The sequence below is a fragment of the Planctomycetia bacterium genome (assembly GCA_016795155.1).
In the GTDB taxonomy this organism is placed as follows: Bacteria; Planctomycetota; Planctomycetia; order Gemmatales; family HRBIN36; genus JAEUIE01.
This window is the reverse complement of sequence record JAEUIE010000032.1, coordinates 57,466-73,205: the sequence shown is the minus strand read 5'-3', so window position 1 is coordinate 73,205 and position 15,740 is coordinate 57,466. Positions and strand designations below refer to the sequence as shown.

12 protein-coding genes are annotated in these 15,740 nt (G+C 49.4%); 4 read left to right on the top strand and 8 right to left on the bottom strand.

The genetic code is table 11. The annotated features are described in order from the left end of the window. Window positions 1-931: 931 nt before the first annotated feature. The 4 genes from JNJ77_12630 to JNJ77_12615 are packed head-to-tail and all read right to left on the bottom strand — an operon-like array spanning window position 932 to window position 7,118. Complete coding sequence (locus JNJ77_12630) at window positions 932-1,864, bottom strand: protease modulator HflK (protein ID MBL8823429.1); 933 nt, start codon at window positions 1,862-1,864, stop codon at window positions 932-934. Further along, on the bottom strand, window positions 1,861-2,865 hold the full coding sequence (locus JNJ77_12625; GenBank protein ID MBL8823428.1) for a hypothetical protein: 1,005 nt from the start codon (window positions 2,863-2,865) through the stop codon (window positions 1,861-1,863). The genes JNJ77_12630 and JNJ77_12625 overlap by 4 nt, the downstream gene beginning before the upstream one ends. Further along, window positions 2,862-6,065, bottom strand: coding sequence for a heavy metal translocating P-type ATPase (locus tag JNJ77_12620; GenBank protein ID MBL8823427.1), 3,204 nt, complete (start codon window positions 6,063-6,065; stop codon window positions 2,862-2,864). Before JNJ77_12620 ends, JNJ77_12625 begins: the two co-directional genes overlap by 4 nt. Before the next feature lie 15 nt (window positions 6,066-6,080). After that, the gene (locus JNJ77_12615; GenBank protein MBL8823426.1) at window positions 6,081-7,118 is read right to left on the bottom strand and encodes a hypothetical protein; all 1,038 of its coding nucleotides are present in this window, start codon (window positions 7,116-7,118) and stop codon (window positions 6,081-6,083) included. 81 nt (window positions 7,119-7,199) lie between these two features. Here JNJ77_12615 and JNJ77_12610 point away from each other — a divergent pair, with 81 nt between their 5' ends. The 4 genes from JNJ77_12610 (at window position 7,200) to JNJ77_12595 (ending at window position 11,436) form a co-directional block, all read left to right on the top strand. Further along, window positions 7,200-8,051, top strand: a complete 852-nt coding sequence (locus JNJ77_12610; protein MBL8823425.1) for a DUF58 domain-containing protein — start codon at window positions 7,200-7,202, stop codon at window positions 8,049-8,051. Between the two features lie 55 nt (window positions 8,052-8,106). Continuing rightward, window positions 8,107-9,255: a DUF1573 domain-containing protein gene (locus tag JNJ77_12605; GenBank protein MBL8823424.1), complete on the top strand. Its 1,149-nt coding sequence runs from the start codon at window positions 8,107-8,109 to the stop codon at window positions 9,253-9,255. A gap of 81 nt (window positions 9,256-9,336) precedes the next feature. Continuing rightward, the gene (locus JNJ77_12600) at window positions 9,337-10,296 is read left to right on the top strand and encodes a ThuA domain-containing protein (protein ID MBL8823423.1); all 960 of its coding nucleotides are present in this window, start codon (window positions 9,337-9,339) and stop codon (window positions 10,294-10,296) included. Between the two features lie 57 nt (window positions 10,297-10,353). Beyond that, complete coding sequence (locus tag JNJ77_12595; protein ID MBL8823422.1) at window positions 10,354-11,436, top strand: hypothetical protein; 1,083 nt, start codon at window positions 10,354-10,356, stop codon at window positions 11,434-11,436. Here JNJ77_12595 and JNJ77_12590 read toward each other — a convergent pair. The 4 genes from JNJ77_12590 to fabF form a co-directional block, all read right to left on the bottom strand. Then, window positions 11,433-13,262, bottom strand: coding sequence for a UbiD family decarboxylase (locus tag JNJ77_12590; protein MBL8823421.1), 1,830 nt, complete (start codon window positions 13,260-13,262; stop codon window positions 11,433-11,435). The two genes, JNJ77_12595 and JNJ77_12590, sit on opposite strands and share 4 nt — an antisense overlap. Window positions 13,263-13,384: 122 nt before the next feature. Continuing rightward, window positions 13,385-13,990 (bottom strand): Fe(2+)-trafficking protein, encoded by a 606-nt coding sequence (locus tag JNJ77_12585; GenBank protein MBL8823420.1) that lies wholly within the window; start codon window positions 13,988-13,990, stop codon window positions 13,385-13,387. Window positions 13,991-14,097: 107 nt separating this feature from the next. Continuing rightward, window positions 14,098-14,454, bottom strand: a complete 357-nt coding sequence (locus JNJ77_12580) for a hypothetical protein (protein MBL8823419.1) — start codon at window positions 14,452-14,454, stop codon at window positions 14,098-14,100. A 2-nt stretch (window positions 14,455-14,456) separates the two neighbouring features. Continuing rightward, window positions 14,457-15,740 (bottom strand): beta-ketoacyl-ACP synthase II, encoded by a 1,284-nt coding sequence (gene fabF / locus JNJ77_12575; protein MBL8823418.1) that lies wholly within the window; start codon window positions 15,738-15,740, stop codon window positions 14,457-14,459.

Below are 15,740 nucleotides of genomic sequence, written 5' to 3'. Positions count from 1 at the left end.
TGAATTCGGAAATCGCCTTCGATTACGCTTGCCTGTGTAGCGGATGTTGTTGTGTTTGGCTGCCAAGTGAGTTCCAATTTGGATAGAACCCCCAGTGCCGGTGCCTGGAGAAGAGAGTTCCCATCAGTCGTTGCAGCAACCTGTATGCTGCCATATCCGGCTACCTCAGGTTGTGATGCTGCCCCCTGTAATTTCAACTGCAATGATGTTATAGCAGAAGCAGGAACTCGTTCCAGGATAAGGCGTTTTTGCTGTCCAACGCGGCTGATGGGAATACTGGTTGAGATTTTCAATTGATATACCATTGCTTCTCTGATAAGTATGGACATGTTTTCCGGATCAGGCCCCCAAAGAGGGGGTACACCGTTAATGCTCGCTGCGCTTAATCTCAGTCCTTTGAAAGGAAGCGCGACGATGGTGTCAGGGCTATCCGTGCGAAATTCAAGGTCAAAAGTCAGATCAGCCAATTCTCTACCACTTTTAATACTGACTTCACCAACAATGCTGCATCTGGAAAACAGAATCTCCTGTGGCTGCATTCCGGATTTTGCTGAATCTAGGCGCGACATCAATTCCTTGTATCTTTCAGCGGACAATACAACACTGCCTGCTCCCAGAGCATCAAGTGCTCTTTTCAAATCAGGTGTGACAACAATCATCCCGTTCGTTGGAACAGGTAATTTGTCTAGCGGCACATCCTGTTGAAGGCTGCCAGAACGACGAACTGCATTCTGCTTTTCTTCACGAGGTGGTTGTCGCGACAAGACTGCTGTCAAAGCGCACAAGCTTATCCAGAGCGTGAAAAGTGACTTGATCCAATTCATTTACATATTGTAAACAACTGTCAGCAGTAATGAAATGTTTGAACTTTAAAAGTATCAGAATCAATTGGGATTGAAAGTTAAGCATGCTCATTAACGCTCAGACATTTTCAGCGGGCTGGCAATGGCACAATGACGACCTGCTCAACTCCCTGATCGGTCAGGGTACGAACCTGCATTTTGCTTAATATCTGCTGCATTTCATTCAGGTACATCTGGAGTAATGCCGACGATGCCGCCTGATGTTGCCTGGGAAATGTCTTCAATAACATTTGAAATGCATCCGCTTCCGATCTGGCTTGTGACAATCTCGCATGGGCATTGGATCGAGCAATTGCTGACACTCGATCAGCATCCTGCCTGGCCACTGAGATTTCGGCGTTCCTTTTCGATTGTGCTTCGGTCATAACGATGTCACGTTGCGATCTGGCTCGATTCACGTCATGAAATACTTCTATGAGTTCGTTCGGAGGCCGTGCATAGACCAGATTGACGTTATCTATCAGCAATCCAAGCTGGTATTGATTCACCTTTGTCATCATCAACTTTCGCAAGTGATTTTCGAGGCCGATCGACCTGCCTATGAGCACATGATCGATCTTTTCACTTGCCAGCGATTCCGTCAGGCTTGCTTCAGCAATCTTTGTCAGCGATTCTTCCAACTGTTCCTTGATTAAAACAAATCGAGCGAGATTATCTATGTCGATGTGATAATGAACGCTGATCCGAACATTAACTATCTGATTATCACCTGTGAGGGCCTGCCCGGTGGGTGTAGCCTGTGTCAAAGGGGCTAAACTGTCATCGGGACCTGCATCTTCCTGAAAACCCAGGACAAGCTGCCTTTGTTCATCCACAGCAACGCGTTCGACCTGATCAAATCCCCAGGGCAAACCCCAATGCAATCCAGGCCCACGTTGCTCTTTCTGTATCTGACCGCATCGACGCACGACGGCATATTCACCTGGAGCAACCTGATAAATCCCAGATGCTGCATAGGTCAAGAGCAGCAGGAGCAATAGCCATGAAATTTGCCGCTTCATTTCTTGTTCCCCAATGATTCTGGTTTCGTCGATAACTGGGGAATGCTTTTGAAAATCGATAGTAGTGGATGGTCAAGCGATAAAATAAGTTGCGTTTTGTCATCAGCAAACATTTTCTGAGACCCTTTCAGCAATCTGACGATGCCATAAAGTTCTGGATGAGCCATCGCTGCCTGATTCAAGAGTCTGACTGATTCAGCTTCAGCCTGGCCTTCAAGCCTTACTCTGGCGGCATCGGCTTCTGAACGAATCCGACGAGCTTCGAGATCCCCTTCTGCCCGCAATCGTGCGGCCTGCTCATTTCCCTGGTTGCGATACATTTCCGCTTCGCGGCGACGCTCTTCACGAATTTTGGAGTAAATGTCATCTCGCACCATCAAAGGATGATTGAACCTTCGCAGTTTGATGTCCATCAGATGAATGCCAACCTTGTTGGCCTGTTGCTCAAGGCTTTCGCTCATCTCGCCAGTATTTCCAGGCTGAGACCTGACGCGATTCATCAATTTGGTGATCTGCAGTTTTTCTACTTCGGTATTGATGAGATCGTGCAGAAAGATACCACCTAATTCTGCCTTCAGTCGGCTGACAATCTGGGTCCTCAGGTATTGTTGTGCCCTCATAATGCTTCCAAAACTTCTGACAAATCGATCCGCAGCCTCGGCATCATTCTGTCGGCTTGGCGAGCCGATACGCCAACAGACAAAAACATCAAAGGTTAAAGGGAGCGGCTTATCCTGGCCCGATGTATCTCGATCTCGAATCAGGAATTCCTGCGTGGGGATATCGAAAATCTGCAATCGTCGATCCAACCTCAGGGCGCTTTGTATTGGCCAAGGCCATTTGAACTGCAATCCTGCTTCATTCTCACCATCATATGTATTAACCAGTTTGCCAAACTGGGTGACATATACATATTCTGCAGCATCCACAAACAATACGGCGCTGCGCAATCCTAGAAGGCCAATAAGCAGAAACAATATCAACCAAATCCACCGTTTCATGGCATCTCCGGATTAGGTGGGGTTCTCTCGCGATCCATCAGAGAAGGCAACCTCATTTTCAAGGCTTCAGGTATGAGTTGCAGACTTCCTTTAATCGAAGGGTCTCGCAGGATTTTGGGGCGTTGCCCCAGCAGTACTTCGCCTGCTTCAATGGTCATTCGATGCTGGGTAAGTCTTATCAACCATTCAACATCCTTTGCAGGCAGAACAGGGAATATCAAGGCAGGCTGCATAATTCCAAAAGTTGGAATGATTAAGCCGTTCCATTGATATTGCTGAAGAAACAGCAGCATCAGAAATACATCGCGTTCAGCACTCGCCTTCGAAATACGTGCCTGAGCTTCTGCCTGCGATTCAGCCTCCACGCGCAGGGCATTAACCGTTTCCTTCGATTTGCTTTTCTCCTGTTCAATGCGAGCTTCGGTGACAATACGAGTCCGAGCCGCCAAAGCTCGGGTTACTTCGTAATAATCCTTCACCACTTTTTGTGGAGGATGCATATCCTCCACAGCCAATGCACTGATTTGTATTCCAAGATAAGGCGTCAGGGCCTTGGTTCGGTCTAACAATCGAGCAAGAGCATCCTGCTGGAAACGACCTCTTCCTGAAGCAATCAATGGTTCGAAAAGACGCTGAGCTGCAACTTCTCTCAATGCATGCTCAGCCTGAGCTCGAATGACCTGTTCAACATCACTGGTTCCGAGCAAATATCGAACAGGATCAGAAACCGTGTACAGTACCGTTGCCTGCACTTCAATCAGATTACCTTCCGCAGTCATCAGCAACGCTTCATCCTGGTCCAGCAACACGTTGTCTTTATGTGTGCTCGACCATGTCTGGCTGTCTGAAGTAGACGCATTGCGTCTGAAACCGATTTCGACTCGACGTATGAGGTCACGTTCCAGTTGAGTGACCTGATCGAATGGCCAGGGAAGCTTCAGATGCAGCCCAGGCTGAAGTAATTCCTGCTGTATTTTTCCACAACGTTTGACAACTCCAATTTTTTCAGGAGTGACCATTACCAGGCTGGTCGTGGCGTAAATTGCGAGTGCTAGACAGATCATACACCAAAAGCAAGCTTTTCGGCGCTCGATCACCCAATGGCTAAACTCGTGCAGATTCCAAGCCTCGATTTTTTGATCAAGCCAATTGGAATATGATAGTAATTGCTTCAGAACCGGCGAGCTTTCACGTTCAAACCACAACAGCCTCATGGCATTCAATAAGACAAGAAGCGACCCGATCTGATGATAAATAGCGGCCCACAATGGAGATTGCTGCCTCCCTTCCTCCGACCAGGCAGGCATGAGCCAGGCTACCAGAGCAATTCCGACGACATTGACACCGAACGCAAACCAGATGATATTTTGCCGGATGATACTCACCATCTTCCGTGACAATCGTATCAAGAGTGGCAGCGAGCGAAGTGGATCGCCAAGCAGAACGATGTCACCTGTTTCCGCTGCAATATCTGAACCCAATCTTTGTGTTGGCTGACTCAATGCTAATCCGACATCGGCAAGAGCTAATGCTGGAGCATCGTTGACGCCATCGCCAACCATCGCAATCGCCTGATCTCGTTTCCATTCTGCCAGCCGGGTTGCTTTCTGCTGCGGCAGGCAATCTCCATATGCTTCCTGAATACCAACTGACTGCGCTACCTGATTGACAACCTGTTGTCGATCACCCGACAGTAAAGCAACCTCAAGACCAGACTGTCTGAGTTCTTCGACTACGGAAGCTGCCTCTGGTCGAATGGTATCCCATACACCCAGCAAACCTTGCAGTTCGTTATTACGAGCAAAGCACAAAATGGTTTGCCCCTGCCGATCCAACTCATCCAGCGTCTGATCCGCTTCTGCTGTCCAGTTGATACCTTCTTCCTGCATCAATTTGGGCGAACCGACGAGCAAGCGCTGCCCTTCTGAGACAGCCGTTAATCCATAACCTGGACGGGCGAAATAATCGGATATGGGCAGCAGTTCTAGTCGTCTTTCTTTCGCAGCCTGCAGAATGGCTTTCGCCAGCGGATGTTCACTTTGATTTTCTGCACTGGCAACCCACCGAAGCAATTCAGACTCTGACAAACCCGGTAATAGCGGCTTCACGGCACCCAGAGAAAGTTGAGCGGAAGTGAGCGTACCAGTCTTATCAAAGACTATGCGTTTAACCTGTGACAGTTTTTCCAGTGCAGCACCACGTTTAACCAGCACACCGGTTTTGGCCAGGCGGGCCAGCGCTGCCATCGTTGCTGCAGGCGTTGCCAGGATGAGTGCACACGGGCAGGCAACGACGAGGACTGCCAGGGCTGGAGCAACCGCTTGATACAACGCTGCTCCAGAACTCCTGAACCACCACCAGTTAGCAAGTAATGTCAACACTGCGATCAGCAAGACCACAGGCAGAAAATAGCGGGCTAACTGGTCTGCAGTTCTTTCACCTTTTCCTTTACTACGCAAGGCAGTTGCAGTCATGGTGATGACCTGCCCCATCACAGTTTGCTGATTCACTCTCTTCACTTCGAGAGTCAGGGAACCAAATTGATTGACTGTGCCAGCCAGCACTTCATCGCCTGGCTTTTTCTCAACTGGTACGCTCTCCCCTGTCAGGTTGCTTTGATCAACGCTGGAGTTTCCTTCCAGAATAATGCCATCGACTGGAATACGTTTGCCAGGAAGTACAGCAACATGATTTCCGACAAGTACTTCATCCAGAGGCACCATGACCTGCTGGCCGTCACGGATGACCAGACACATTTTTGGAAAGGTATCGACCAGTTTTCTCACTGCTTGTTGCGTTTTTCCGAAAGTGTAAGCTTCCAGACACTCGCCGATCAGCCCGATCAAAATGACTTCCGCAGCAACCAAAGGTTGATTAAGTAGCAGTGCAGCCAGGACTGCAAGGGCCAGCGCCAAATCTGCCCCTAAACGACCAGCCAGCAGACTTTCCAGCGATGTGTACAGAACACGCGTACCACCAAGAATGGCAGCCAGCATGGCCCAGCGAACGGTATAAGTTCCTACCGTCATTGAACTGGAACCGGTTGGAAGCGATATTTCGAATAGCTGGTTGAGCCAATTGGCTACGGTTGGCCAGATATCGAAGCCAACAAGCAAACCGATACAGCCTGTTGTGAGATACAACAGTGCTTGCGATTCCATCGCAAACGGTTCTTCGATGGAACGAATCTCTCGGTGCATGGGCAGCCTGGACAACTAGCGGAGCGAGGCGGGTCTGCGCCGTTGCGCAAGGACTATCATAGGAGGAATCACATGAGCACCAAACCCTCCGGCTGCAATTGATACTGCAAATACCCAGCCAATTTCCCAGAGTATCTGGTCCGTCGGCAATACCTCGCTCCTGGGGATAAATACATGAAGCAGCAAATTGGCTACACCACTGATAACTCCTACCCAGAAGCCATGCGCGATTCCATGCATCGTGGATGCGCCAGCAAAGGATGCAGCCAGCACCACAACCAGTATCTTCAACATGGTGACTACCCAGGATTTCTGCAGACCAACTTCCTGCACCCAGTCCTGCAGACCGAATTTGGAAATTATCCAGTTCACGAGCGACTGAGCAAACCAGAGCGTGGCAACAATGCACGCACTGGCAAAAATCACCTTGATCCAGCGTATGCTGGCAAGAATCATGTTGACAATGGCCATGCGCACCGCCTGCATGACGCTCATATCAGCATGTTCCTGTGTCAGTTTGGAAATCGAAGTTGAACGAGTCTGTTTGCGCTGCAATGGATGCCAGATCGACTCGCCAATAATGGCGCCAATAGTACTGCTGACAGCAAACCATGCAGGCATGGCAAAATAAAGTGTAGATGAAATGTTCGGATTCGTGGGGAAGAGTATAAGCGTAGTAAACCCGACGACCATGCCGATCAGCAATCCAAGTATGACCATTTCATTTCGCCCGGCAACCGCAAGCATACTGCCAAAGAAAACAGCAATGACCTGAATGGTCTGCCAGGTAACGAAGCCCGCCACCGTGTTCCAGAATTTTTCATTCGGCCCCATCCAGAACATGGCCAGATCCGTCAGTCTCATCAGCAGAATGGTAATACCTGCTGTCACACCAAGCCCGATCACGATTCGAATAATGATGTTTTGCGACCAGTGACCTGGTGTAAAAGGATTATCCGTCTGCAGTGATGTGGTAAGCCCCGCTGCCGCATTGTCGGCGAAGAGAGGCTGTTTCATGGTCATTTGCTTGGATACCTGGGCGCCCATTGCCATGCTGAAATTCCCGGCTGGTTCATTTTCTAACCTGCTCTACTATAGCTTTTGAAGTCATCATGCAAAAGAGAAAGCTTGCAGATGCCCCCAAAAAACAGATTAGCTCCACTGCGGCATTTGCGTCTGATTGTCAAAAAAGCGGTTGCTACCCTGCAATCTGGCTCACTTCCCAGTATTTTCAAGGGTTCAGGCCTGACGTTCGATGAAGTCAGGCACTATCAGCCTGGTGACGATGTGCGTGCTATCGACTGGAATGTTACGGCACGCATGGGACAGCCATTCGTTAAACGGTTTATTGAAGAACGTGAATTGAGAATTCTTTTCGTGCTCGATCTAAGCGCCAGCCTGACCACCGGCATGGGGCGGTTGGTCAAACACGACATTGCTGCAGAATTGATGGCACTACTTGCACTGGCAGGCCTTCGCTATGGCGACAGCATGGGATTGGTTACTTTCACATCACAGATCGAATCGTATCTCGCACCCAGACGGGGAATGCGACATGCGTGCAAGCTTATTTACCAGGCACTCTATCAGCAGCCGGAACAATCGGAAACCGATATCGGCAAAGCCCTGCAGTTTGCTGCGCGGGTCAGTCAACGTCGCTCGGCCATTGTTGTCCTGAGTGATTTTCTTGATCAGAACTGGCAAAATGCCATGGATCGGCTAGCGCATCGTCATGACGTATATGCCATGTGCATTCGCGACAAACTGGAAGAAAACCTGCCCGGTGCTGCTGTGCTGCATTTGACCGATGCTGAAACTGGCCGCACCATGTATCTTGATTCCGCACATACCGAGATCGGTGCTGCATCACAGGACATCGCCAGATATCGCGTTCACTGGTTGAGTTTGTCAACCGATGGTTCACATGCAGAAAAACTGGTGCACAGCTTATCACGATTGCGATTGCAGCATCGAGTGTTGCGTTGACCGATACTCCGCCTTGGATAAACTGGAGATAAGCTTGTTTTGCAGGGATGCTGACGTGACACTTCAATCATTCAACCTGTGCCTTCTGACACTACTGATCGCAGTAGCTGGTTGTCAACGAACAAACACCAATGCACCCACAGCACCAGCCAGTAGTCAGACTGGATCACCTGCCAAGTCAATGGCATTACCACTGGAATTGGTTGCAGGCGATGGCAACCTGGGCAGTACAGATTTCGGCGAAGAGAAAACCTGTTCATTCAAACTCAAAAACAACCTGGCTAAAGCAATTACTTTGGAACTGAAGAACAAGAGTTGCACCTGTGCTTCGGTGAATATTTCTCCGAGTGTGCTTGAACCGCAGCAGGAATGCACGGTCACGCTTTTGTGGACGCCACGAACGGAAGTATTGGAATCCAGTACTTTTCGAATCTGGGCCGAGATTGGTGATTCTGACAATAAAAATCAGTTGCGGTTGGAGGCAACAGGTACGCTCGATCCACTTCTGATGGTTGCATTCCCGCGTGGCCCATTTGCCTGGGGCAAGTTATCACTCGGTGATCTTGATAAGGAAGCGGTTCAACTGGTTGCTGAGGTTTTTTCCAGAAAAGATAACTTCAAAACAAGTGAAGTGAAGTTTCAATCACCTGGGCTGGAAGTTGTTTCGATAACACCACTGCCTGCAGAGCGTCTGCAGGATTTGAAAGCCAAAGGCGGTTATCGCATCACGGTGAAGCCAACCAAAGCACTATCACATGGTGAGTTTCAGCAGGAATTAGTAGTCCTCACCAGTCTGCGCGACAAACCGTTGTTGATACCTACCACTGGAATATACGATACTTCATCCATCAGTCTCAGCGCAGAGAAGATTTCTTTGCCACCCAGGCTTTCCGTGCTGCATGGATATCGAGTTGCCCCCATCCAATTGACCGTGCGTTTTGGAGAAGCCCGTTCCTGTGAATTGATTGATATTTCACCCAAGTTGTTCCAAGGCAAAGTCACCAAAGTAAATGACAAAACCTGGAAAATAGAACTCAGTCTGATCCAGGATGCTGCACTGCTCAAGCAACGCTTTTCGCCCAATGAATGGAAGAAACTCTGCAATTATGGGTTTGACCTGGGGCACATTCAGCTGAAACTCGACCATCCTGAAGTAAAAATGCTGACGATCCCCATGACGGGCAGTATGCTGGTTCCTGAATGATGCTGATGGTTAATTGCTTGCAATACCAAACCAGTTGGATAATCTTAATCAACCTGAATTATCGCTTTAAGGATCGCCAACATGTGGCAGTTCGCATCGTTTTTCATCGTGATAGCTGTGGGCAGTTACTCCTGGTGCCAGCCCACTCCAGCAACAACTCTGGGAATCTCCAAAGCCAAAAAACTGTATCTCATCGCTGGTAAGAAAAGTCATGGCTATGGCGAGCATTCTTTCCGTGCCGGCTGCATCCTGCTCAAGAAGCGGCTGGATGAAGCATTCCCCGGCCAATTGGAAACCTCCATTATTTTCGATGGCTGGCCGAAGGATTCCAATGTGCTGAACGATGCGGATGCCATCTGTATTTACAGCGATGGAGGCAAAGGGCATCCAGCAAATCCTCATTTGAAGTTTCTGGATGGCCTGGCGAAAAAAGGTGTCGGCATCGGCATGATGCACTACGCCGTGGAAGTTCCCAAGGAAGTTTCCGGTTCAGAATTCCTCGACTGGATTGGCGGTTATTTTGAAATGCACTGGTCGGTAAACCCGCACTGGCGATTGCGTAATGTTGAATTAGCCAAGGCACATCCCATTACTCGGGGCGTGAAGGATTACTACACGCAAGATGAATGGTATTATCACATGCGATTCCCGGAGAAGATGGAGGGAGTTACTTCAATCCTGGCAGCCTTGCCTCCCGATGATACTCTGAAGCGACCTGATGGCCCGCATAGTGGCAACCCGGCAGTTCGAGAAGCAGTCAAGCGTGGGGAAAAGCAGACTGTCGTGTGGGCGAAAGAACGGCCTGATGGTGGCAGAGGCTTCGGCTTCACGGGCGGACACTTCCACTGGACCTGGGCCGATGACAACAATCGCAAACTGGTGCTCAATGCACTGGCGTGGATTTCCAAGCTGGAGGTACCTGTTGATGGTGTCTCATCGACAACCCCAACGGTTGAGGAATTGAAACTGAATCATGATTTTCCGGTTCCTGCTGGGTTCAATCATGAAAAGAGGATCGGGGAATTGGTGAGTCCGAAGTAGTAGATCATTTCCTTTTCAAAAGGTTGCTCCGAGCAAAGGCTCTTTTCATGCATTGCCTTGTTCTTGCTGTGGCAAACACAGCTGCAGGGCAACATCGAATCTTATCGAAAAGGCACCTTGAACCGCGAATTAAACGGTGTTCACGATGTTATCATCATCCGTGAAAAGTTGACGTTCGATTTGCAGCCTTTGATGCAAGAAAAACCAATTCGTGTCGAAGCAATCTATGAACTGCTAGTAACTGGTGAAGCCAGAACGGTTAAACTCGTATTTATCACGGGCAGCAAACAGGTTGATTCCGTGAAGTGTATGCTGGATAACAAATTACTTTTTTACACTGTCGAACATATGCGAGACGACAACCTTCCCAAACGATGGAAATTTCCTGGTTATACACCCGGTTTTTCGTCTGGAGAATTGCTAGATCTTGATCCTTATGGCTATAAGGAAAACGAGTGGATCGTCTTTACAGTTAGCTTGGCCAAAGGAAGGCATACCCTTGCTGTAGGTTACGACAGTGTGCCGTTTTCTCGTGTCAAGCATCTTGACCCAGTACGGTATTGGCAGATTGCTTATATTCTTTCCCCCGCCCGTGAATGGAAGGCGTTTCAAGGCCTCGATTTGACTGTCACCGTTCCTGCTGGCTGGAATTTCGCCTGTACCTTGCCGACCCAGAAAGACAACAATGTTTACACAGCACATTTCGACTCATTGCCTGCCGATACGATGGCTATCACCACTCAGTACAAGATGACGGCAGAACAAATTCACAGCGACAGGATACCTCATTCCATCGTAATTGCTGTCTTCGCCTTGCTTGTATTATTTTGTCTGCGTTGTAACTGGATAAAGGGTATAACTCTGGCAGGGAACTTTTACAGCATTCTGCGGAGCAGTTGGACCGTTTTTTGGACTTCAACGCTCCTCAGCATATTCGGCATCTACTACATCAGTTCATTCATCATTGGAAAGCGGTATGTTGTCTATGACGTGCCTTTTTCGCAAACGAACTGGAACTTAGCCCAAGACCATTTCTACATTACATTATTTGCTATACTTGTAGGATTGATTTTATTGCCTTGCTTCATCGCATTGATGTGCGTAGTTGTCTGGTATTCGAGGCGCAAACATTTAAGTTAATACAACCCATGCAGCGGTCCACGTGTTGCAGCCAGACTTTCAATTCGCTTGACAACTGCTGGATCATCCTCCAGCGGTTCCGCATGGTGTGGTTTGATTCGTCCATCAATGATGAGCGAACCTGTGCAGCCCCAGTGTTTGTCGACTGTCGTTGCGCCAATGCCATGAATATCTGCAGCAGGATTGGAACGGGTGAAGGTGACCCATATCCAGTTATTGATGTGCCGTGAACAAAAATCACTGTCGTCCACCAACAAAATCAAGGGGAAGCCCTGTATCGCATCTGAACCAAAGGTTTGTACAAAGCGATCTACAGCCTGCTTCCCTTCAGCAGCAAATCTCGGCCCTTGCACTGCCAGAATGCCTGGCAAACAAACTTTCGGTTCCTTGAATCCTTCAGGCAGCCGTAATCCATCGGGAATCTGAGTAGCTACACTTCGCCGAGGCTGGCCTGCTGCTGCGATCACTACTTTGGAACCTTCATTGAAGCCAGTTCCAGAATAATCGAGGGTATCAATCGTGGTGCAAGTCTGGAAATGCAGGTCCTTTCGCCAATCCACACGTTCCAGCACATGCTTCATAAATCTGCCAATATCGTGAATGTCCAACTCGTGATCGTCTTCCTGTGCCACGACGAACAAATATTTGGCAAGCGACAACTGCCCCTGTCCCAGAATGGCATTGGCAATGGTGAGCAGTTCCTGCGGCTTGCGCTGGCTGGCATAGGGCACATATCTTTCACTGCCTATCGCCAATAGCAGCGGATGAACACCTGATGCATCCACCGCATGTACAGCCTTCACACCAGGCAACACCGATGGAATCACCGGCCCGGTTATTTCATGAATCAACTCGCCGAAACTCGTATCTTCCTGAGGCGGCCTGCCTACTACGGTAAATGGCCAGATAGCTCCAGGTTTGTGATAGACCTGCTGTACCTGCAACACGGGGAAATCATGAACCTTGGCATAGTAGCCGAGATGATCTCCAAACGGCCCTTCAGGCAAAGTGCGATGGGGATCAACAACTCCACTGATACAAAAGTCGGCATCACCCAGCATAGGCAGTCCATTGATGCCCTGCACCAGTCGAATCCTTCTACCTCCCAGTGCCCCGGCAAATGTCAATTCGCTTAAACCTTCAGGCAACGGCATTACCGCGGATAGCATCAATGCAGGCGGGCCACCAATATGGATATTCACTTTGAGTGGTTCGCCTTTGGCAATCGCAGCAGCATGATGGACTCCAATACCACGATGTATCTGGTAGTGCAGACCGATTTCCTGATCCTTCTTGTACTCATTGCCATCGAGTTGCACGCGGTACATACCCAGATTGGATTTCTTCCAGCCGGGCTGGTTCGGGTCTTCGCTATAGACTAGGGGAAGTGTGACAAAGCTGCCACCATCGTTAGGCCAGCACTTTAACTTAGGCAACTGACTGATTGTTGTCTGATGTGCAAGTAGCGGTGAACGCCAGGCTTTTTTTGGCAGCATCTTCAATGCTGCAAACGGTACATTCCAGTATCGAAACGGTTTTTTCGCGAAGTTAGCGGGATCAATTTTCAGCTCAACCAGTTTTCTGACCGTTTCGATGGTATCGCGAAAAAGGAACCTGCTCCGTTCCAATGTTCCAAAGAGGTTGCTGAGCATAGGAAAGGAACAACCCTTCACTCTGGTGAAGAGCAATGCCGGGCCTCCGGCATGGTAGACCCGACGATGGATCGCCGCTATCTCCAGATTCGGATCAATTTCATGATCGATACGAACGAGTTGCTTAGTTCGTTCGAGATCGCTGACACAGGCAGCCAGTGTGGGATAGCCCATAGTTTGTTGTCATCACGCTCCGCGTGATGATCCGTAAAAGAGTGACTTCGATCCATCAACTGAATTGAGTTCTGCATCTGCACATCTCGTCATCACGACGGAGCGTGATGACTACAATCTTGCTAACTCAGCCCCAGGTATTCACGCATATACTGGTCATACACCTGCTGGCCTTTTTCATCACTCAGGTCCAGCCGCATTTCGTTTATAACCTTAATGCCCATGCCGAGCCAGTCCTGCCAGCAGGCTGCGCAGATATTGTTGTAAACCTGTTGTCCCAGTTCATCACTCATCGGTGGCCTTTGCAGTTGCATCGCTCTTGGCCCCGCCATGCAGCCTGGTCTTTGGCAGGCGAACCCACCTTCACCTGCAACTGCTTGAGAAGTAGCTGGTCGCTGGGAAGCGGGGATTTCTGCACCGAGTTTCTTTAACAGGTTGCCCATTTCCTGCTTGGGGATATTGTCGCCTCGCTCATCAGCAACCGAGTAGCCTTGCGTCAGATATTGAACGGCTGCTACGGGGTTCCCTGCATGCATCAGGCATTGGCCGAGTAACTGGTAGGCTTTCGAAAACTGTTGGTTCAACTCAACTGTTTTTTGAAACGATTGGGCCGCTTCCACAAACTGCTGATCCTCCATGAGCGCCTTGCCCAGACTGAAATGCCCCAATTCATTTTCTGGATCGTCTTGAGCCATCTTTCGGAATTGAGCAATTCGTTCCTGCAGCACTGCGTTCATCTATGGAGTGTCCTTTGGAATGTGCTGATATTATAGAAAGCTACCACAAGAAACCATCTAAGCTCTATACGGAAGAATTGAAGCTTGAGATTCCACATTCATGTTAGTTTCAAAACTTCACTATACCCCTCAGGCTGAAACCCCACGAACAGCGTCTTGCCTTTTCGAAATGTCGGAGCACGCAGATTGCCTGTTGGCCCCAGCATCGATGCCAGGATTGCTTTCAGGTCTGGCTTGTCTTTCCTCAAATCCAATCGAAGAATATTTTTGCCCTTCACGGTGAGAATAACATCGACCGATTTGGCTAATGCCAGCAAGGCAGCCTGATTCATCTTTTCTTTGCGGGCATCGGTAGTTGACTTGACCTGAACGCCATGCTGTTCCAGGAAATCTTCCGCTTTCTCACAGGTACTGCAGAAATTTCTACGGTACATCCAGTCGATCGTAGCTGTCATGATTAAACCGCCTTGATGACCAGGCAGGCGTTGTGTCCGCCGAAGCCGAAACTGTTCAGGACTGCTACCTTCACCTTGTGATCGCGGGCATGGTTTGGAACATAATCGAGATCGCAGCCTTCACTGGGGCTATCCAGATTGATAGTACCATGTATTTTGCCGGTCTGGATTGACTTGGCACAAACGATAGCAGCTAAGCCGCCACTGGCGCCAAGCGTATGGCCGGTCATGCTCTTGGTAGCATTGACGGGAACCTTGTAGGCATGTTGCCCCAACACTGTTTTGATTGCCAAGGTTTCTCCAAGGTCGCCCAAGGGAGTGCTGGTGGCGTGGGCGTTGATGTAATTGACATCGGTAGGATTCAACTTGGCATCTTTCAATGCCAGTTCGATTGCCTTGGCTGCCCCACTGCCATCGGGACATGGTGCAGTGATATTGAAGGCATCGCCAGTAGCGCCGTACCCTGCAATCTCAGCATAGATGCGAGCGCCACGTTTCTTGGCATGTTCGTACTCTTCCAGAACGATCATGCCAGCGCCTTCTGCGATGACAAAGCCATCGCGATCCTTGTCCCAGGGTCGGCAGGCTTTTTGTGGTGCATCATTTCTGTTCGAGAGCGCCATGCACTGAATAAACCCTGATAAGCCCATGCGGGTCATAGCTGCTTCACTGCCACCAGAGATAATCAGATCGGCATCATCATACTGAATGGAACGGATTGCACTACCCATTGCATTAGCTGCTGATGCACAAGCTGTAGCGATGGCGAAGTTCTGGCCACGCATGCCGAAATAGATGCTGATCTGCCCTGCAGCAGAATTGACCATCAGCTTGGGAATGACAAACGGGCTGACACGCGTAGGCCCTTTAGTCAGCAGAATTTCATGCTGGTCTTCATACTCGTTGAGGCCACCGATACCGCTACCCATGATGACACCCATTCGGAAGGGTTCGTAGCCATCAATGTGGTAGGCTTGTTCGGATTCCTTGTCGTCCAGTTTCTTTAATGGCAATCCGCTATCGACGATGGCTTCATATGCAGCTTCGAGGGCGAACTGTGAGTAGCGATCCATACGCCGCTGCAGACGCTTGTCAATCAACTGCGGGTTAGGCTGATACTGATGGATTTCCCCACCAAACTTGACCTTGTAGTCCTTGACATCGAATAGAGTCCAGGGACGAATACCGCTTTTTTCTTCCAGGAGATTGCCCCAGAATTCCGGTACAGATCGGCCCAGTGGATTGATGGTTCCTAAACCAGTGATGACAACGCGTCGTCGTGACAT